The 18,138-nt window shown below is 67.8% G+C and carries 15 protein-coding genes and 2 tRNA genes; 11 read left to right on the forward strand and 6 right to left on the reverse strand.

The genetic code is table 11. The features are described from left to right. Positions 1 to 320 precede the first annotated feature (320 nt). From rsmG to rpmH, 6 genes are all read right to left on the reverse strand, one after another. Positions 321 to 995: a 16S rRNA (guanine(527)-N(7))-methyltransferase RsmG gene (gene rsmG, locus ACFWFR_RS08755; protein WP_191801749.1), complete on the reverse strand. Its 675-nt coding sequence runs from the start codon at positions 993 to 995 to the stop codon at positions 321 to 323. 439 nt (positions 996 to 1,434) lie between these two features. After that, a complete protein-coding gene (locus tag ACFWFR_RS08760; RefSeq protein ID WP_377622479.1) occupies positions 1,435 to 1,956 on the reverse strand; it encodes a protein jag in 522 nt (173 codons plus the stop codon). A 70-nt stretch (positions 1,957 to 2,026) separates the two neighbouring features. Continuing rightward, positions 2,027 to 3,091 (reverse strand): membrane protein insertase YidC, encoded by a 1,065-nt coding sequence (gene yidC, locus ACFWFR_RS08765; protein ID WP_377615568.1) that lies wholly within the window; start codon positions 3,089 to 3,091, stop codon positions 2,027 to 2,029. Positions 3,092 to 3,149: 58 nt separating this feature from the next. Continuing rightward, positions 3,150 to 3,467: a membrane protein insertion efficiency factor YidD gene (yidD, locus tag ACFWFR_RS08770; RefSeq protein WP_191801755.1), complete on the reverse strand. Its 318-nt coding sequence runs from the start codon at positions 3,465 to 3,467 to the stop codon at positions 3,150 to 3,152. After that, positions 3,464 to 3,829 (reverse strand): ribonuclease P protein component, encoded by a 366-nt coding sequence (gene rnpA, locus ACFWFR_RS08775; RefSeq protein WP_191801757.1) that lies wholly within the window; start codon positions 3,827 to 3,829, stop codon positions 3,464 to 3,466. The genes yidD and rnpA overlap by 4 nt, the downstream gene beginning before the upstream one ends. Before the next feature lie 6 nt (positions 3,830 to 3,835). Next, the gene (gene rpmH / locus ACFWFR_RS08780) at positions 3,836 to 3,973 is read right to left on the reverse strand and encodes a 50S ribosomal protein L34 (protein WP_010849920.1); all 138 of its coding nucleotides are present in this window, start codon (positions 3,971 to 3,973) and stop codon (positions 3,836 to 3,838) included. Between the two features lie 492 nt (positions 3,974 to 4,465). On the opposite strand from rpmH, the gene dnaA reads away from it, so the two are divergent. From dnaA to ACFWFR_RS08835, 11 genes are all read left to right on the forward strand, one after another. Continuing rightward, positions 4,466 to 5,890, forward strand: a complete 1,425-nt coding sequence (gene dnaA / locus ACFWFR_RS08785; protein WP_318244395.1) for a chromosomal replication initiator protein DnaA — start codon at positions 4,466 to 4,468, stop codon at positions 5,888 to 5,890. Positions 5,891 to 7,254: 1,364 nt separating this feature from the next. After that, positions 7,255 to 8,385, forward strand: a complete 1,131-nt coding sequence (gene dnaN, locus ACFWFR_RS08790; RefSeq protein ID WP_056648090.1) for a DNA polymerase III subunit beta — start codon at positions 7,255 to 7,257, stop codon at positions 8,383 to 8,385. Between the two features lie 49 nt (positions 8,386 to 8,434). Beyond that, the gene (gnd, locus tag ACFWFR_RS08795) at positions 8,435 to 9,337 is read left to right on the forward strand and encodes a phosphogluconate dehydrogenase (NAD(+)-dependent, decarboxylating) (RefSeq protein WP_191801763.1); all 903 of its coding nucleotides are present in this window, start codon (positions 8,435 to 8,437) and stop codon (positions 9,335 to 9,337) included. A 170-nt stretch (positions 9,338 to 9,507) separates the two neighbouring features. Further along, positions 9,508 to 10,722, forward strand: coding sequence for a DNA replication/repair protein RecF (gene recF / locus ACFWFR_RS08800; RefSeq protein WP_377622481.1), 1,215 nt, complete (start codon positions 9,508 to 9,510; stop codon positions 10,720 to 10,722). Next, positions 10,715 to 11,308 (forward strand): DUF721 domain-containing protein, encoded by a 594-nt coding sequence (locus ACFWFR_RS08805; protein ID WP_377622482.1) that lies wholly within the window; start codon positions 10,715 to 10,717, stop codon positions 11,306 to 11,308. Before recF ends, ACFWFR_RS08805 begins: the two co-directional genes overlap by 8 nt. Positions 11,309 to 11,653: 345 nt before the next feature. Beyond that, entirely contained in the window at positions 11,654 to 13,693 is a 2,040-nt protein-coding gene (gene gyrB, locus ACFWFR_RS08810) for a DNA topoisomerase (ATP-hydrolyzing) subunit B (RefSeq protein WP_377615784.1), read from the forward strand. A gap of 196 nt (positions 13,694 to 13,889) precedes the next feature. After that, a complete protein-coding gene (gene gyrA / locus ACFWFR_RS08815) occupies positions 13,890 to 16,574 on the forward strand; it encodes a DNA gyrase subunit A (protein WP_377622483.1) in 2,685 nt (894 codons plus the stop codon). Beyond that, positions 16,571 to 17,626: a DUF3566 domain-containing protein gene (locus tag ACFWFR_RS08820; RefSeq protein WP_377622485.1), complete on the forward strand. Its 1,056-nt coding sequence runs from the start codon at positions 16,571 to 16,573 to the stop codon at positions 17,624 to 17,626. The genes gyrA and ACFWFR_RS08820 overlap by 4 nt, the downstream gene beginning before the upstream one ends. Before the next feature lie 127 nt (positions 17,627 to 17,753). Further along, a tRNA-Ile gene (locus tag ACFWFR_RS08825) sits at positions 17,754 to 17,827 on the forward strand. Between the two features lie 30 nt (positions 17,828 to 17,857). Further along, positions 17,858 to 17,977, forward strand: a complete 120-nt coding sequence (locus ACFWFR_RS08830) for a DLW-39 family protein (protein WP_210410998.1) — start codon at positions 17,858 to 17,860, stop codon at positions 17,975 to 17,977. A 31-nt stretch (positions 17,978 to 18,008) separates the two neighbouring features. Further along, positions 18,009 to 18,081, forward strand: a tRNA-Ala gene (locus ACFWFR_RS08835). Positions 18,082 to 18,138: the final 57 nt, after the last annotated feature.

Genomic DNA, 18,138 nt, shown 5'->3' on the forward strand with positions numbered 1-18,138 from the left:
GCCCTGGCCCCCCGTGCCGGCCGACGATGTTTCACGTGAAACATCCGCGAACGGAACTGCCTCTCGATGATCGAACGGCATGCTCTGGTACCGATCGGAACTCTCAGTCACGCCCATCTCCCTCAATTGACCCACCACACAGCATGCGCTCAAGACTCGACAATGATCGGAGTCTCAAGCGCGTGTCGCACCGGAACTCGGCAGGCTAGCCAATCGATGCTGTACAGCCGCCGCACCGTTCGCGTGTCCGGTGTTGTCGACGCTACCTCACGGAGCCATCCCCGGGTGGCCCTCCACCGGTGTCGCGACGACGGACCAGGTCAGGCAGGGGTACGTCGCACCCGGAGTACTGTCGTCGGCTCGACGCCCTCGATGCTGAAGGCCTGCAAGATCTCCGGCTCCTCAGTCTTGTACTTCCGCAGGACCTTGCGCGCCGGCTCGATCTCCTGCTCGACGTTCTTGCCCTTGAGGATCACCATCTCGCCCCCGCGCTCGACCAGCGGAAGTGACATCCTGGCAAGCTTCTCGAGCGCAGCCACGGCGCGCGACGTCACGGCTTGGCACTGGAAAGCACCGTGGTACTCCTCGGCCCGACCCCGCTTGACCTCGACGTTGGTCAGCTCGAGCTCCTCCACGACCTCGTTCAACCAGGTGCAGCGTCGCTCCATGGGTTCAACGAGAAGCACCTGTGCCTCTGGGAGCATCGCCGCGATGACGATGCCCGGCAGACCTGCTCCAGATCCGATGTCGGCGATGGTCCCGCTCGTGGGGAGGTACTGCACCACGGCAGCGGAGTTCAGGATGTGGCGCTCCCAGATGCGGGAGACCTCGCGCGGGCCGATCAAGCCACGCAACTCTCCTTGGTCATGCAGCATCTCGGCGAACCGTGAGACGAGCGGAAAGGAGGCTCCGAAGTACTGCTGTACCTCCGGCGAATCGGAGAGGGTTTCACGTGAAACATCGTTCGCGAAACCGTCGCTCATCTCGTTCGTCATGTACTCCTCTTTCGGTGCAGATCCCCCTTGCGGCGAAACGCACGTAGTGCCGGACAACCAGGGTCCATGGTGTCACGTCCCAGCCGCGGTCGGGCCGAACGTTCGACGTGAGGCGCCTCGGCCGCTCACGCCACGGAAACGACCGTGTCGTGATCGACCCGGACGATCCGCACGTCGCTACCCCTCGGGTGCTGGTCGAGTCGGAGTCGCCCCCCACCCCCGCGGCGCGGCTGTCCTCCGCGCGGTCTCCTCGTTCGCGGTCCTGATACCTCTCGACCACAGAACCACGTTCCCGTTCGAACCCCGACCCCATGGTGGAGAGCCGCACTCTCAGGGATGCTTGACGAAGCACATGTCCGCCATGATCGGCGACGACGAAGCCGCCCGATGTTTCACGTGAAACATCGGGCGGCTCAGAGGTAGGGAATTCCGTAACGAGTCAGGACACCTCGGCCGGGCGGATCACGACATAGCGCTCCGGGTCGGTTCCGCGTGAGTCGCTCGTGAGACCAGCAGCCGCCACGACGTCGTGGACGACCTTGCGCTCGAACGCATTGAGCGGATCCATCGACAACTCTTCGCCAGACTCCTTCACCCTGGCGATCGCGACAGTTGCGAGCTCCGTGAGCTCGAGCTTGCGCTGAGCACGGAAGCCGGCGATGTCGAGCATGAGGCGACTCCGCTCCCCCGTCCGTGCCTGGACAGCGAGGCGAGTGAGCTCCTGGAGAGCGTCCAGAACCTCACCCTCCTTGCCCACCAGATGACGGAGCAACGCAGCGTCGTCGGCCACGATCTCGAGCGCCGCGCGGCCGTGGTCGATGTCGATGTCGATGTCACCGTCGAGGTCTGCGATGTCGAGGAACTCCTCGAGGTAGTCCGCAGCGACCTCGCCCTCTTCCTCGAGGCGCGTCATCTCGTCAGGTGCTTGGTCTTCGGCAGCGGGTGCGTCGGTCGACGACATGCTGACTCCTTGGGGTCAAGAGAACCCCGGGTCGCGAAGGATCCTCGGTGCTCTCGGAACGGGACTAGGGCTACTTCTTCGGCTTCTTCGGAGACGGAGAACCCTTGCCGGTTCCCTGTGCCTTGCCGCCGGTCTCGTCGTCGGACGGTGCATCCTCGACCTTGTCCGACGGAGCCGTGGTTCCGGTGATGACGCGGGGCGTGCCCGGCTTCTGACGATCCTTGCGCTTGGGCTGCTGGCGCTGTCCACGCGGCTGCTCGATGACAGGCGCCGCGTCCTCGACGATGCCCTTGGCGGCCGCCTTCCGCGCCTGACGCTCCTTCATCAACCGCTCGGCTTCGGAGCCCGGTGCAGGCATGCGCTTGATCGTGTAGAACTGCTGCCCCATGGACCAGAGGTTCGTCGTCGTCCAGTAGACGAGGACACCGACGGGGAAGTTCACGCCGGACACCGCGAAGATGAAGGGGAAGACGTAGAGCATCATCTTCTGCGTGGAGGCCATGGGGCCCTCGAGCGCCGACTTCGGCATGTTCTTCATGGTCAGCTGGCGCTGCGTGAAGAACGTCGTGGCGCACATCGCGACGATGAGCGCACCGATGACGATCTTGACCTGCAGGTCGTCCGTCTTGAGGAAGACGTCAGAGAGGTGGGCACCGAACAGCGAGGAGCTCTCGATGTCCTTCGCGACCGCCGCGTTGATGGGACCGATCGGGTCGGCCGAACCGTCCGAGATGGGCACGAGCCCGTTGAGCACGCGGAACAGGGCGAAGAAGATGGGCGACTGCAGAAGGATCGGCAGGCAGGAGGCGAACGGGTTGGTCCCGTGCTTCTTGTAGAGCTCCATGGTCTCGCGACTCATGGCCTCGCGGGACGCCGGATCCGACTTGCCCTTGTACTTCTTCTGGATGGCCTGCATCTCGGGCTGCAGCATCTGCATGCCACGGGAGGCCTTGATCTGCTTGAAGAAGAGCGGGATCAGCAGGATACGGATGATGATCACGAGCCCGACGATCGAGAACACCCAACCGAGACCCGGGCCGTCGCCCATGCCCAGGAACACGAGTCCCTGGTGACACAGGTACATGATCCACGCCACGACCCACTCGATCGGCGCGAGGAACGCGAAGAAGTCCATCCGTACTACTCCCTAACCTTCAACAAACTGGGTCCTGCCGACGTCGCCGGCAGGAGGACTAGTGCGAGTGCTTCCTCAGCGCCTCGGGGACGTCGTCGACGCCTCCCTTGCTCCAGGGGTTGCATCTCAGCAGCCGCCAGGCGGCAAGCCGTACGCCGCGCAGCACTCCGTGCCGACGTATCGCGACGAGCGCGTACTGCGAGCACGAGGGGTAGTACTTGCAGGTCGGGCCAGTCATCGGAGAGATGACGCTCTGATATCCGCGGATCAGACCGACGAGCACGAGCAGGGGGATCCTCCGCACGAAGCGCCAAGACCGCGCAGCCCACCCGGAGGTGACGACGTCGGGACCCTCCACAGGGACTGCCGCACTCATGCGTCTACCGTCCGCTGACTCCACCGGGTCACCGCGCGCCTGACGCAGGACGCGAGGTCCTGATCGAGCTGATCGAAGTTGCTCGAGCCTGACGCCGGAAGGGCCCGGACAACCACCCGAGTCCTGGGCGGGAGCGCATCCAGATACGACAACGAGGCGGCGCGCAGACGCCGCTTCACCTTGTTCCGGTGCACGGCGTTGCCCACAGCCTTGGATACGACAAAACCGACCTGTGGTGGTTCGTCTCCCCCAGGATCCTGGATGAGATGAACCACCACGGTCGATCGTCCCGCGCGCACGCCGCTGCGCACCGCCCGTTCAAAATCTACGGAACGGCGCATGCGGTGCGCCGCGGGCAGCACCTGCTGTCAGGCAGAGAGCTCGGCGCGGCCCTTGCGACGACGGGCAGCCAGGATGGCGCGGCCGGCGCGGGTGCGCATACGCAGCCGGAAACCGTGGGTCTTCGCACGGCGCCGGTTGTTCGGCTGGAAAGTCCGCTTGCTCACGAGGTACTCCAAGAACGTCGGGGAGGTACACCGTCTATGTCCTCGACGATGCAGTGCTACAGCTGGTAGAGATGCAGTTCTGCATCCCAGCCGTCCGTGTACCCGCCACGATGTGTCCGTGGATTCGCCCCCGTGAGGGCGCGCGAAAGTACCTGGAACGGCTGTATGACGTTACGCCGGGGGACCCCCTCGGGTCAAACCCGGGCTGGAACACGCCGAGCCTGTCATGATATGTCGTGCGGTAGCCGATACGTCTAGGGTGAGGACGCGGCCGCGGACCCACCATCGACGGCCTTCCGTCGCCACCCTGGTGCCACCCGGGTTCGAGTGATCCCCCGAGCCACCCGTCGTCGACACGCGATGTGACTTCAGAAGCGCACCCTGCTAGCAGCCCACAGGTTGTGGAAAACTATGTGGATAACCGGTCTGCGTGACACACTCCAGGTCGGTCCTGCTCCTCCTGCTCCACACGACGACGAAGGAAATCACCTGGTGCCCCACCCTGACGAGAACATCACTGATGTCTGGGCACAGACGATCGCCGTCCTCGAGGCCAGCCCCGACATGACGCCGAGGCAGATCGCGTTCATCAAGCTCGCGAAGCCCCTGGCGATCCTCGACGACACCGTCTTCATCGCCGTCCCGCACGAGCAGACCCGCACCTACCTCGAGACGCGCGTCCGAGACGAGCTCGTCTCCGCGATGTCTGGTGCCCTCGGCCGCGACGTCCGGTTCGGCATCACCGTCGATCCGGAGCTCAGCTCCGAGCCGCCGTCCCCCGCCGCACTCACTGCCAGCTCCCCCGAACCTCTGCCTCTGCGCAGCGAGGTCGAGCACGAGCGACCGCTTCCCGCCCCCTCTCCGCAGCGTCCTCCCGCCGAGCCGACCAGGCTGAACCCGAAGTACATCTTCGAGACGTTCGTCATCGGCTCGTCCAACCGGTTCGCGCACGCGGCTGCGGTCGCGGTCGCCGAGGCACCTGCGAAGGCCTACAACCCCCTCTTCATCTACGGACAGTCGGGCCTCGGCAAGACGCACCTGCTGCACGCGATCGGCCACTACGCGCACAACCTCTACCCGAACGTCCGCGTGCGCTACGTGAACTCTGAGGAGTTCACCAACGACTTCATCAACTCGATCAGCGAGGGCAAGGCAGGGACGTTCCAGCGGCGCTACCGCGACGTCGACGTGCTCCTGATCGACGACATCCAGTTCCTGCAGGGCAAGGAACAGACGATGGAGGAGTTCTTCCACACCTTCAACGCGCTGCACAACGCCAACAAGCAGCTCGTCATCACCTCGGACCTCCCACCCAAGCAGCTCAACGGATTCGAGGACCGGCTGCGCAGCAGGTTCGAATGGGGTCTCATCACGGACGTCCAGCCCCCGGACCTCGAGACCCGCATCGCGATCCTCCGCAAGAAGGCCGCGAGCGAACGGCTCGCAGCGCCGGCCGATGTCCTGTCCTACATCGGTTCCAAGATCTCGACGAACATCCGTGAGCTCGAGGGCGCCCTCATCCGCGTGACGGCGTTCGCGAACCTCAATCGCCAGCAGGTCGACCTCGCCCTCGCCGAGATCGTCCTCAAGGACCTCATCACCGACGACGACGCGTCGGAGATCACCCCGGCCAGCGTGATCGCGCAGACGGCTGCGTACTTCGGGCTGACGATCGAGGACCTGTGCGGGAGCTCGCGCTCTCGGGTCCTCGTCACGGCCCGTCAGATCGCGATGTATCTGTGCCGTGAGCTGACCGACCTGTCGCTGCCGAAGATCGGCCAACAGTTCGGTGGCCGCGACCACACCACGGTCATGCACGCGAACCGGAAGATCACCGAGCAGATGGCCGAGCGGCGTTCGACCTACAACCAGGTCACCGAGCTCACGAGCAGGATCAAGCAGCAGCACCGAGGCTGACGCTGCTCACCGACGTCCCCGGGCCCTCCCGGGTGGGGCGTCTTCCTCGATCATGCTGCGCCGCCCAGACCGCGCCCTCTGAAGGCTCCCTGGGCCCCAGGTTGAAGCCCCAAGCGACGGCCTCGGAGATCGGGGCGCCGTCCGTGCGGTGCGAGCCCTGTTGCACTCCCGGGGAGCCACCTGGACCGCTGCCGAGCCGGCCTCACGGCACAACGCGGCAACGTCCGTACCCGGGCCCGGCGCACGTGCCTCGCAGAGCCCTTCTGCGCCCTCTGCTCGACGGTCCCCCGCGGGCCTACCCGGGTCGTCCGTGCCGGCCCCGCCAGGAGACGAACTACTCGGGTTGCCCGCTCCACACCGCAGATCGCCCCGTCGAGCCACGCCGCGACGGAGACCGAGCACGACGACGAGCACCCCGTCGTCGTGCTCTCGTCCGACGACCGCCACCGAGAGTCCACGCCAAGGCCTCGGTCGATCGAGCCTGGCAGGCATTATGCGGCTTATAGGGCTTTTCCACGGATAGCGCGATGCGGACCGCAGACCTTGTGCACAGGGACACATCGGGGTGTGCACCCGACCTCCCGCAGCCTCGACGGACGCACAGTGGCAGTGAGGGCTTGTGTACAAGCTGTGGGGAAGGGAAGGCCGTCCCCAGAGTTGTCCACAGGGCCTGGGGGTATGTCCACCACCGCTTCGTCACTGTCCCCAGAACTGGACTCCTGCGTCCCCAGTCTCCTGTGTACAAGCCACTCTGTCCTGTGTACGGCTCGTCCCGCAGAGCCGCCAACCCACAACCTTGTGCACCTGCCTGTGGATAACTGTGGATGACCGGGCACATCGTGTGGACAGAGGACACCTCATCGGTGGACGGCGCACTGTGGACAACTCGTCGTCAACAGTGCCTGCGATTTACCCACAGGCTCGTCCCCTGTTCGTCCACACGAAGAAAGGGCATCTGACCTGGGAAGAGACCGCTTTTCCACACTTTGCACAGCACCGATGACTACGACGAATGATCTCTAACCAGGAAAAATCCACACGCCTTCATCTGGTCCTGAGAGCTCAGCGCTGCCCCAACTCGCACGTGTGACCGCGGTCACAGCCAGGGCTGGAAGAGCCCAGACCACAGGTACTCGAGATCGCCCGTCCACGAGCCTGCCAGAGGTACCGCACCCGGCGCAGACTCGCGTAGGGTTCATGCGGGCACGACCCGAGCAAGGTCTCGTCCTCCCCGACGGCGAGGAGGACGGAGCAGGGCGGCGTGACGTGCGTGCAGAGTTCTGCACAGACACTCTCCGATCCTGTGTACCGCGCGGTGGAGTGCCTGACATGTGAAGATCGATCCATGGACGAGAGGGTGTGGGATGAAGTTCCGGGTTGAGCGTGATGTCCTGGCCGACGCTGTGACGTGGACGGCCCGTACGTTGCCGACCCGACCTCCTGCTCCCGTCCTCGCGGGCGTGCGCATCGAGGCCGACGCCGTCGGGACGATCGGTCTGTCGAGCTTCGACTACGAGGTCTCAGCGCGCTCGGAGATCCCTGCCGAGGTCACCGAGCCGGGCACCGTCCTGGTGTCCGGTCGACTCCTGGCCGAGATCTCCCGGGCCCTGCCCGCCAAGCCCGTCGACTTCGCCGTCGAGGGCAACAAGGTCATCGTGACCTGTGGAGCGAGCCGCTTCACGCTCCTCACCATGCCCGTCGAGGACTACCCGGCCCTGCCGGCCATGCCGGAGCTCTCGGGCACGGTCTCGGGCGACGAGCTGACGCACGCCGTCGCCCAGGTGACGGTCGCCGCGAGCCGTGACGACACGCTCCCGCTCCTCACGGGTGTCCGCATGGAGATCGAGGGTGAGCGCATCACGCTGCTCGCGACCGACCGCTACCGCCTCGCGCTGCGTGAGCTCACGTGGACCCCCGGCACCCCCGACTTCAGCGCCGTCGCGCTGGTCCGGGCTCGCACGCTCAACGACGTCGCCAAGTCGCTCGGCAGCTCGGGCCTTGTCAACGTGGGCCTCACGGCGGGTACCGGCGTCGACCTGATCGGTTTCGAGGCCGGCGGGCGCCACACGACCTCGCAGCTCGTGGACGGCGACTACCCCGCGGTCCGTCGCCTGTTCCCCGACGAGACCCCGATCCACGCGGTCATGGCGACCGCTCCGCTGATCGACGCGGCCAAGCGCGTGTCGCTCGTGGCGGAGCGCAACACGCCGATCCGGCTGTCGTTCACGGACGGCCAGGTCGTCCTCGACGCAGGCCAGGGCGACGACGCACAGGCGTCCGAGGCCCTCGAGGCCGTGCTCGTGGGCGAGGAGATCTCGGTCGCGTTCAACCCGCAGTTCCTGCTCGACGGCCTCGGTGCCCTGGGGACGGACTTCGTCCGCCTGAGCTTCACGCACCCGAACAAGCCGGTGGAGTTCACCGGTCAGGAGTCGCTGGACGGCGAGGACTCCTCGCACTACCGCTACCTGCTGGTCCCCATCCGCTTCGCGAGCTAGCAGAGGCCGGCCCGCGCAGTACACGAGCTCAACGGCACGGAGGCACGCGATGGTCACGCACATCGGTCTGGTCGGACTCGGCAAGATGGGCGCGAACATGCGTTCGCGCCTGCGCGCCGGTGGTATCGAGGTCACGGGCTTCGACCGCAACCCGGACGTCTCGGACGTCTCGACGCTGGCTGAGCTGGTCGAGGCTCTCCCCGCGGGGCAGCGTGTCGTGTGGGTCATGGTTCCCTCGGGGGCCATCACCCGCGGGGTGGTGACCGAGCTGGGCGAGCTGCTCACGGCCGGTGACGTGGTCGTCGAGGGCGGCAACTCGCACTTCTCGGACGACGCGGAGCACGCCGCGCAGCTCGCTCCGCAGGGCATCGGCTACCTCGACGTCGGCGTCTCGGGCGGTGTCTGGGGCCTCGAGAACGGGTACGGGCTCATGGTGGGCGGCGACGCGGCTCTCGTCGAGGCCGTGATGCCGGTCTTCGACGCGCTGCGCCCGGACGGCCCGCGCGACGAGGGCTTCGTCCACGCCGGGGCGGTCGGTGCGGGCCACTACGCCAAGATGGTCCACAACGGCATCGAGTACGGGCTCATGCAGGCCTACGCCGAGGGCTACGAGCTCCTCGAGGCCAAGGACATCGTGACCGACGTCCCGGGCACCCTCAAGGCCTGGACGCGTGGGACGGTCGTCCGGTCCTGGCTGCTCGACCTCCTGGTCAAGGCGCTCGAGGAGGACCCCGAGCTGGGCGCGATCAGCGACTGGGTCGAGGACTCGGGCGAGGGCCGGTGGACCGTGGACGAGGCGATCGACAGCGCCGTGCCCCTCCCCGTGATCTCGGCCGCGCTCTTCGCGCGCTTCGCGTCGCGACAGGGGGCGTCGCCCGCGATGAAGGCGGTCGCAGCGCTGCGCCAGCAGTTCGGCGGGCACGCGGTCAAGCCCGCGGGCCCGGCCTCCTGACGGATTCTGTCCCGCCTGCTCGACGACGCCCGCCGCCTCGCGCGCACAGCGTCAGGTCGAGGCGTCACACTGGTGGGAGCACCTTCCTGACCGTCGTGTCCACAACGGCTCCCTGCCCTGTGGACGAAGATCGCCTCGTCGACCTCGTCGACCGCAAGCCGTAGGACCAGATGTACATCTCCCACCTCTCCCTCGCTGACTTCCGTTCGTACACGTCCGTCGACGTCGAGCTCGAGCCCGGCGTGAACGCCTTCGTCGGGCCGAACGGCCAGGGCAAGACGAACCTCGTCGAGGCGATCGGCTACGTCGCGACGCTCGGCAGCCACCGTGTCCCGTCGGACGCGGCGCTGGTCCGCGCCGGTGCCTCGCGGGCCGTGATCCGCACGAGGATCGTCCGCGGGGACCGGGCGAGCACGGTCGAGATCGAGATCTCCCCGGGCAAGGCGAACCGGGCCAGGATCAACCGGGCGCCCGCGGGCCGTCCCCGGGACGTGCTCGGCATCGCCCGCACGGTGCTGTTCGCCCCGGAGGACCTGGCGCTCGTCAAGGGCGACCCGGACGGGCGGCGCAGGTTCCTCGACCAGCTCGCGGTGCTCCTCGTCCCGCGGTTCGCGGGCGTCCTGAGCGACTACGACCGGGTGCTGCGACAGCGCAGCGCGCTCCTCAAGTCGGCGGGGGGCGCCATGCGTGCCTCACGGTCGCAGTCGCCGGACCTGCGCACGCTCGACGTCTGGGACGCCAAGCTCGCGTCGACCGGCGCGGAGATCATCGCGTTGCGGCTCCAGCTCGTCGAGGCGTTGCGGCCGTACGTGGCGGCGGCGTACGAGCAGGTGAGCTCGGGACAGGGCGAGGCGCACGTCGCCTACCGCTCCTCGCTCGCGGCCGCGCTCGAGGAGGCGAGCGACGTCGTCGGGCAGGAAGGGACGCCGCAGGACGCCGCCCAGCTGGAGGCCCAGCTCCTGACCGCGATGACCTCCTTGCGCAGCAAGGAGATCGACCGCGGCGTGTGCCTGGTGGGGCCGCACCGTGACGACCTGGTCCTGACCCTGGGCGGCCTGCCTGCCAAGGGGTACGCGAGCCACGGCGAGTCGTGGTCGTTCGCGCTCGCGCTGCGCCTCGCGTCGTACCGGCTGCTCACGGACGGGGCGCCCCAGGAGTCGGGCTCGCTCCTGTGGTCGCCGGACTGGGGGCCCGACGGCGAGCCCGTCCTGCTGCTCGACGACGTGTTCGCCGAGCTCGACGTGCGCCGCCGCGACAGGCTCGCGGACCTCGTCGCGGGGGCGAACCAGGTCATCATCACGGCCGCGGTGCCCGACGACGTCCCGGCCCAGCTCCAGGGGCTGCGGCTCGACGTCCTCGACGGGCAGGTGACCCGACGTGCGTGACCAGCCGGGCGGCGACCCGGACGACGAGCTCGGGCACGAGGACGACGAGCCCACGCGTCCTGCGGGCCTGCCCGTGGGCGAGGTCGTCGACCTGACCCCTCCGGCGCAGGTCGCGCGCGAGGCGCTCAACCGGGCTCGGGCCGCGGCCCGAGCCAAGGGCATCCGCCCCGGGCAGCCCGCACGGCGGATCCTGGCCGACCCTCCCCCGTCGTCGGGGGCCCGGCCCGGTGGGCGTGACCCCCAGACGTTCGGCGCGGTCGTCCAGCGGCTGCTCCACGAGCGGGGATGGGTGCAGGACGTGTCGGTCGGCGGGGTGATCGGGCGCTGGCGCGAGGTGGTCGGCGACCAGGTGGCCGACCACTGCGTGCCCGAGACCTTCGAGGACAAGGTGCTCGTGGTGCGCGCGGACTCGACTGCGTGGGCCACCCAGGTCAAGCTGCTGACCCCTCGACTGCTCGAGCGGCTGGCGCAGGAGGTCGGTGAGGGAGTGGTCGAGACCGTGACCGTCCTGGGGCCGGCAGGGCCCAGCTTCCGCCGCGGTCCCAAGACCGTCCGTGGCCGTGGCCCGCGCGACACCTACGGCTGATCGCGAGGGCGATTCGTCCCGATATGACGGTCGCGTACGGCGTGCGGGCCAGGCTGTCGGCGAACAGATCCACCGACCTGTGGAGAACCTTGTGGAGAACTCGCTCCGAAGGGCTCATAATCCGCTGTTTTGGCTGCCTCCCAGGTAGAATGGTGAGGTCATTCCGGGTCACTCCGCGCGCGCCGACTGGCACGCGCGCGAGCCGGAACCGATGAGCCGTGCAGCGATCCTCCCCAACGGGTGAACCTGTCGCGTGCAAGATGACGAGGAGCGCTTCCGCCCGTGGCAGAGCACACAGACAACGTCCCTTCGAGCCTGCCCCCGGAGAGCGGTGGAGGTCCCGGCCTGGACCAGGACCCTTCGGGCGGCACGTACGACGCGAGCAACATCACCGTCCTCGAAGGGCTCGAGGCCGTCCGCAAGCGACCCGGTATGTACATCGGCTCGACCGGTGAGCGAGGGCTCCACCACCTGGTGTACGAGGTTGTGGACAACTCTGTGGACGAAGCCCTCGCGGGCTACGCCGACACGATCGACGTGACACTTCTGGCCGACGGAGGTGTACGCGTCACCGACAACGGCCGCGGTATCCCCGTCGCGATCCACCCGACCGAGGGCAAGCCCACGGTCGAGGTCGTCATGACGATCCTCCACGCCGGCGGGAAGTTCGGCGGGGGCGGCTACGCGGTCTCCGGTGGACTGCACGGCGTGGGCATCTCGGTCGTCAACGCGTTGTCGCGCAAGGTCCAGACGGTGATCAAGCGCGACGGTCACGTCTGGAGCCAGAACTTCAAGGACGGCGGCAAGACCGACGGGCCTCTCGTCGAGGGCGAGGCCACCACGGAGACCGGCACGACACAGACGTTCTGGCCGGACCCGGAGATCTTCGAGACGACCGAGTTCGACTTCGAGACCCTCCGCTCGCGCTTCCAGCAGTACGCGTTCCTCAACAAGGGGCTGCGCATCACGCTCACCGACGAGCGCCGTCAGTTCCTGGACACCGACGACGAGGTCACGGGCCAGGTCTCGGACCCCGCGGAGGACCTCGTCGCGGCCCCCGAGGGGGAGGACGAGTTCAAGCCCCGCGTGGTGTCGTACAAGTACGACGAGGGGCTGGTGGACTACGTCAAGCACCTCAACGCGGCCAAGAAGGTCGAGCTGATCCACGACGAGATCATCGACTTCGAGTCCGAGGACAAGGAGCGGCGCATCTCGGTCGAGATCGCGCTCCAGTGGACGAGCTCCTACTCCGAGTCCGTGCACACGTTCGCCAACACGATCTCGACGACCGAGGGCGGCACGCACGAGGAGGGCTTCCGTGCGGCCATGACCTCGCTGGTCAACGAGTACGCGCGGGCCAAGGCCATCATCAAGGAGAAGGACGACAACCTCACGGGCGATGACATCCGCGAGGGTCTCACGGCCGTCCTGTCGATCAAGCTCGGCGAGCCCCAGTTCGAGGGCCAGACGAAGACCAAGCTCGGCAACACCGAGGCCAAGTCGTTCGTGCAGCGCGTCGTCCGCTCGCAGCTCACGGACTGGTTCGACTCGCACCCGACCGAGGCGCGCGACATCATCCGCAAGGCCATCCAGGCCTCGCAGGCGCGGCTCGCCGCCCGCAAGGCGCGCGAGGCGACGCGGCGCAAGGGGCTCCTCGAGTCCGGCGGCATGCCGGGCAAGCTCAAGGACTGCCAGTCCAACCGGCCCGAGGAGTGCGAGGTCTTCATCGTCGAGGGCGACTCGGCAGGCGGCTCGGCCGTCCGTGGACGCAACCCGCACAACCAGGCGATCCTCCCGCTGCGAGGCAAGATCCTCAACGTCGAGCGCGCCCGCCTCGACCGTGCGCTGGGCAACAACGAGGTCCAGGCGCTCATCACGGCGTTCGGCACGGGCATCGGCGAGGACTTCGACATCGCCAAGCTGAGGTACCACAAGATCGTCCTCATGGCGGACGCCGACGTCGACGGACAGCACATCTGCACGCTGCTGCTGACGCTGCTCTTCCGGTACATGCGCCCGCTGATCGAGCACGGCCACGTGTACCTCGCGCAGCCGCCGCTGTACCGGCTCAAGTGGTCCAACGCACCGCACGACTACGTCTACTCCGACCGGGAGCGCGACGCGTTCCTGGTCGCGGGTCAGGCCGCGGGCAAGCGCATCCCCAAGGAGAACGGGATCCAGCGCTACAAGGGTCTCGGCGAGATGGACTACTCGGAGCTGTGGGACACGACCATGGACCCCGAGCACCGCACGCTCAACCAGGTCACGCTCGACGACGCGGCTGCCGCGGACGAGATCTTCTCGATCCTCATGGGCGAGGACGTCGAGTCGCGCCGCAACTTCATCCAGCGCAACGCCAAGGACGTGAGGTTCCTGGACATCTAGCGGGTAGGTCGAGGTCGGTGGCGAAGGACGGCCGGGTGGAAGACCCGGCCGTCCGCGCGCCGACCCCGACCTACCGCGCGACGGCACGGCGGACGACCGGCCCCGGGACCTTCACGGTCGAGCGGGCGCGCTTCCGCCGGGCCGTGACGACAGCTTCACCACACAGCAGGACCACGACAGGACGAGGTAGACGACGGTGACGGACGAGACTCCCGAGCAGGACGAGAACCAGGGGACCCTTCCCGGGGACGGGACCGAGGCGACGCTGGGGGCCGACGGCGCGGTCGCGGTGCAGCACGGCCGGATCGCACAGGTGGACCTGCAGCTCGAGATGCAGCGCTCGTACCTCGACTACGCGATGAGCGTCATCGTCGGTCGAGCGCTCCCGGACGTGCGTGACGGCCTCAAGCCCGTCCACCGTCGCGTGCTGTACGCGATGCACGACGGCGGCTACCGCCCCGACCGTGCGTTCTCCAAGTGCAGCCGTGTCGTCGGTGACGTCATGGGAAAGTTCCACCCGCACGGTGACACGTCGATCTACGACGCCCTGGTCCGCCTGGTCCAGGACTGGTCGCTGCGCTACCCGCTCGCTGCCGGCCAGGGGAACTTCGGGTCTCCTGGCAACGACCCGGCCGCGGCCCCTCGATACACCGAGTGCCGCATGGCGCCGCTGGCCACGGAGATGGTCCGGGACATCGACAAGGAGACCGTCGACTTCCAGGACAACTACGACGGCCGTACCCAGGAACCCGTCGTCCTGCCCTCGCGGTTCCCGAACCTGCTGGTCAACGGCTCGGCCGGTATCGCGGTCGGCATGGCGACGAACATCCCCCCGCACAACCTCCGTGAGGTCGCGGACGGCGTGAAGTGGCACCTCGAGCACCCGGAGGCCTCCAAGGAGGAGCTCCTCGAGGTCCTGCTGACCAAGATCAAGGGCCCGGACTTCCCGACCGGCGCGACGATCCTCGGTCACAAGGGCATCGAGGAGGCGTACCGCACGGGTCGTGGATCCATCACCATGCGCGCGGTCGTCAACGTCGAGGAGATCCAGAACCGGATCTGCCTCGTCATCACCGAGCTCCCCTACCAGGTCAACCCCGACAACCTGGCGCTGCGCATCGCGGACCTGGTCAAGGACGGCAAGGTCCAGGGCATCGCGGACATCCGCGACGAGACGTCCGGTCGTACGGGGCAGCGCCTCGTGATCGTGCTCAAGCGCGACGCGGTCGCGAAGGTCGTCCTGAACAACCTGTACAAGCACACGTCCCTCCAGGAGAACTTCGGCGCGAACATGCTCGCGCTGGTCGACGGCGTGCCGCGCACGCTGAGCATCGACGCGTTCGTCCGGCACTGGACGACGCACCAGATGGACGTCGTCATGCGCCGCGCCCGGTTCGACCTGCGCGCCAAGGAGGAGCGGGCGCACATCGTGCGCGGCTACCTCAAGGCGCTCGACGCGCTCGACGCGGTCATCGCGCTCATCCGTGGTTCGGCCACGGTCGAGGACGCCCGAGAGGGCCTCATGGCGCTGCTCGAGGTCGACGAGGTCCAGGCCCGCGCCATCCTGACCCTCCAGCTGCGCGCCCTCGCGGCCATGGAGCGGCAGAAGCTCATCGACGAGTACGCCGAGCTCGAGGCCGCGATCAAGGACCTCAACGACATCCTGGCCCGTCCCGAGCGCCAGCGTCAGATCGTGGGCGACGAGCTCGAGGAGATCGTGGCCCGGTACGGCGACGAGCGTCGCACGACGATCCTGCCCTACGACGGAGAGGTGTCGATCGAGGACCTCATCGCCGAGGAGGAGGTCGTCGTCACGATCACGCGCGGTGGCTACGCCAAGCGCACGCGCAGCGACAACTACCGTCAGCAGAAGCGCGGCGGCAAGGGCGTGCGCGGCGCGCAGCTGCGCGAGGACGACATCGTCGACCACTTCTTCGTCACGACGACGCACCACTGGCTCCTGTTCTTCACGAACCTCGGCCGGGTGTACCGGGCCAAGGCGTACGAGCTGCCCGAGGGCGGGCGCGACGCCAAGGGCCAGCACGTCGCGAACCTCCTGGCGTTCCAGCCCGGAGAGAAGATCGCCCAGGTCCTGGACCTGCGCGACTACGACGCCGCGGAGTACCTGGTGCTCGCGACCCGTCGCGGTCTGGTCAAGAAGACGCGCCTCGCGGAGTACAACTCGCCGCGCTCGGGCGGTCTCATCGCGATCAACCTGCGCGAGGACGAGGACGGCAACACCGACGAGCTGGTCTCCGCCCGGCTGGTCGACGCGACGGACGACCTGATCCTGGTCTCGCGCAAGGGGCAGTCGATCCGCTTCACGGCCGACGACGACGCCATGCGTCCCCTCGGCCGGTCCACGTCGGGTGTGACGGGCATGAAGTTCCGTGACGAGGACGACCTCCTGGCCATGGACGTTGTCCGGGACGACGCGTTCCTCTTCACGGTCACCGAGGGCGGCATCGCCAAGCGGACCCAGCTCACGGAGGACAACTACCGCGTCCAGGGTCGCAACGGGTTCGGGATCAAGGTCGCCAACCTGCCCGAGCGCAACGGTGACCTGGTCGGCGCGCTCGTGGTCGACGCCGACGACGAGGTGCTCGTCATCATGGAACGGGGGAAGATCGTCAGGTCGTCCGTCGACGAGGTGAAGCCGACGGGTCGTACGTCGCAGGGCGTGATCTTCGCCAAGCCGGACAAGAACGACAAGATCATCGCCGTTGCCCGTAATGTCGAACGTCGACTGGGGGAGGATCGGGATACCGTGGACGAGGAAGCATCCGAGCAGGGGCAGCCTGACGTCGCCTCTCCCGCCAGCACCACCGGGCAGGAGGCTTCGTCGGAAGCGGCCCCCGGAGCCACCGAGGATGGTAGATGAGCAGCGAGAAGAAGTCCCCGCCGACGATCGTGCCGAAGGTGGTGACCCCGCGTCCTGACGACGTGACGGGCACCGCGAGCCGCCCTGCGGCGACCAACGGCACGGCACGGCCCGCAGGGGGCGGGACGACCAGCGGCGCGCAGGCCGGGGCCAACGCCCCGGTGCCGCCGCCTCCTGCGACGGGAGCGGCGTCGTCGGGCGGGACCGAGGCTCCCGTGCCGCCGCCCCCCGAGTCGAACGGCGGCACGGCGCGCTCCGGTGCGCTCAAGGCCGCCGCGGCCGCCATGGCGACGGCCAAGGCTGCCGCCAAGAAGCTGTCCGACCCGGCTCCGGCGACGGCCAAGCCGGCGACGGCCAAGCCGGCGACCGCCAAGCCGGCGACCGCCAAGCCGGCGGCGAGCCCGGCGCCAGCAGCTGCCGCCCCGGCGGCTCCTGCTCCACAGTCCACGACCGAGATCGACGACCGAACGGTGCCGCGCGTGACGAAGAGCTCGACGAGCACCACGGCTCCTGGCGGTACGCAGGAGGTCCCCGCGATGCACTACACGGCCGCCGGCTTCAGCGGGACGGCCCGTCCGGTGACGGGGACCACTCCGGCGACTCCGGCCGCTGCCGCGCCTGCGGCGGCCACCGCGACCTCTCCCGCGCCCGCGACGGGGGCCACGCCCGCCGCGCGGCCTGCGTCCGACGGCCCCCGCAGGGTCCGCCTGACGGTGTCGCGGGTCGACCCGTGGTCGGTCATGAAGCTGTCGTTCCTGCTGGCCGTGGCGATCGGGATCATGACGGTCGTCGCGACCGCGGTCTTCTGGACCGTGCTGGACGGCATGGGCGTCTTCACCGAGGTGAACTCCCTGGTGGAGAGCATCGTCGGCAAGGAGAGCCCCGTCGACGTGCTCCAGTTCGTGGAGTTCAACCGGGTCGTCGCGCTCGCCACCCTGATCGCGATCGTGAATATGGTGCTGATCACAGCGCTGTCCACGATCATGGCGTTCATCTACAACCTGGTTGCCGCGATGGTGGGCGGAATCCACCTCACGATGACGGACGACTAGGGCAAAACGTCCCCTGACCGGGGCGTCGTCGCAGGCCGTGGAGCGTCCTGCACGGCTCCCGACGATGTCCCGGTTTGGGTACCACCCGAGAAGTGCGATAGTCTCAAGCGCTGCCGCAGCACAGCAAGGGCCTATAGCTCAGACGGTTAGAGCGCTTCCCTGATAAGGAAGAGGTCAGAGGTTCAAGTCCTCTTAGGCCCACTGCCGGAAACCCACCCGAGGGGGAACGTCATGAAGAAGTTCTTCGTACTGCTGCTCGTTGCTGGCGCTGGATTCTTGATCTGGCGCAAGGTGTCCGAGGACAACAACGAGCGCGATCTCTGGGCAGAGGTCACCGACACTTTCGAGTGACGGCTCTCTGCACGTCGGTTCCGAGCGTTCTGGGGCCATGGCGCAATTGGTAGCGCACCTGCTTTGCAAGCAGGGGGTTGGGGGTTCGAGTCCCCCTGGCTCCACACAGTGAGAAGGCCGTCGGCCGGGTCCATGACCTGACCGGCGGCCTTCTGCGTATC

Source organism: Oerskovia sp. NPDC060287, assembly GCF_042726775.1.
Taxonomy (GTDB): Bacteria; Actinomycetota; Actinomycetes; order Actinomycetales; family Cellulomonadaceae; genus Oerskovia; species Oerskovia merdavium.

Bases quoted from the DNA above. Each gene is read 5' to 3' on its own strand.
- yidD (WP_191801755.1), bottom strand. From the start codon at position 3,467: ATGAGTGCGGCAGTCCCTGTGGAGGGTCCCGACGTCGTCACCTCCGGG.
- recF (WP_377622481.1), top strand. From the start codon at position 9,508: ATGTACATCTCCCACCTCTCCCTCGCTGACTTCCGTTCGTACACGTCC.
- rsmG (WP_191801749.1), bottom strand. From the start codon at position 995: ATGACGAACGAGATGAGCGACGGTTTCGCGAACGATGTTTCACGTGAA.
- ACFWFR_RS08760 (WP_377622479.1), bottom strand. From the start codon at position 1,956: ATGTCGTCGACCGACGCACCCGCTGCCGAAGACCAAGCACCTGACGAG.
- ACFWFR_RS08820 (WP_377622485.1), top strand. From the start codon at position 16,571: ATGAGCAGCGAGAAGAAGTCCCCGCCGACGATCGTGCCGAAGGTGGTG.
- yidC (WP_377615568.1), bottom strand. From the start codon at position 3,091: ATGGACTTCTTCGCGTTCCTCGCGCCGATCGAGTGGGTCGTGGCGTGG.
- ACFWFR_RS08830 (WP_210410998.1), top strand. From the start codon at position 17,858: ATGAAGAAGTTCTTCGTACTGCTGCTCGTTGCTGGCGCTGGATTCTTG.
- gnd (WP_191801763.1), top strand. From the start codon at position 8,435: ATGGTCACGCACATCGGTCTGGTCGGACTCGGCAAGATGGGCGCGAAC.
- dnaN (WP_056648090.1), top strand. From the start codon at position 7,255: ATGAAGTTCCGGGTTGAGCGTGATGTCCTGGCCGACGCTGTGACGTGG.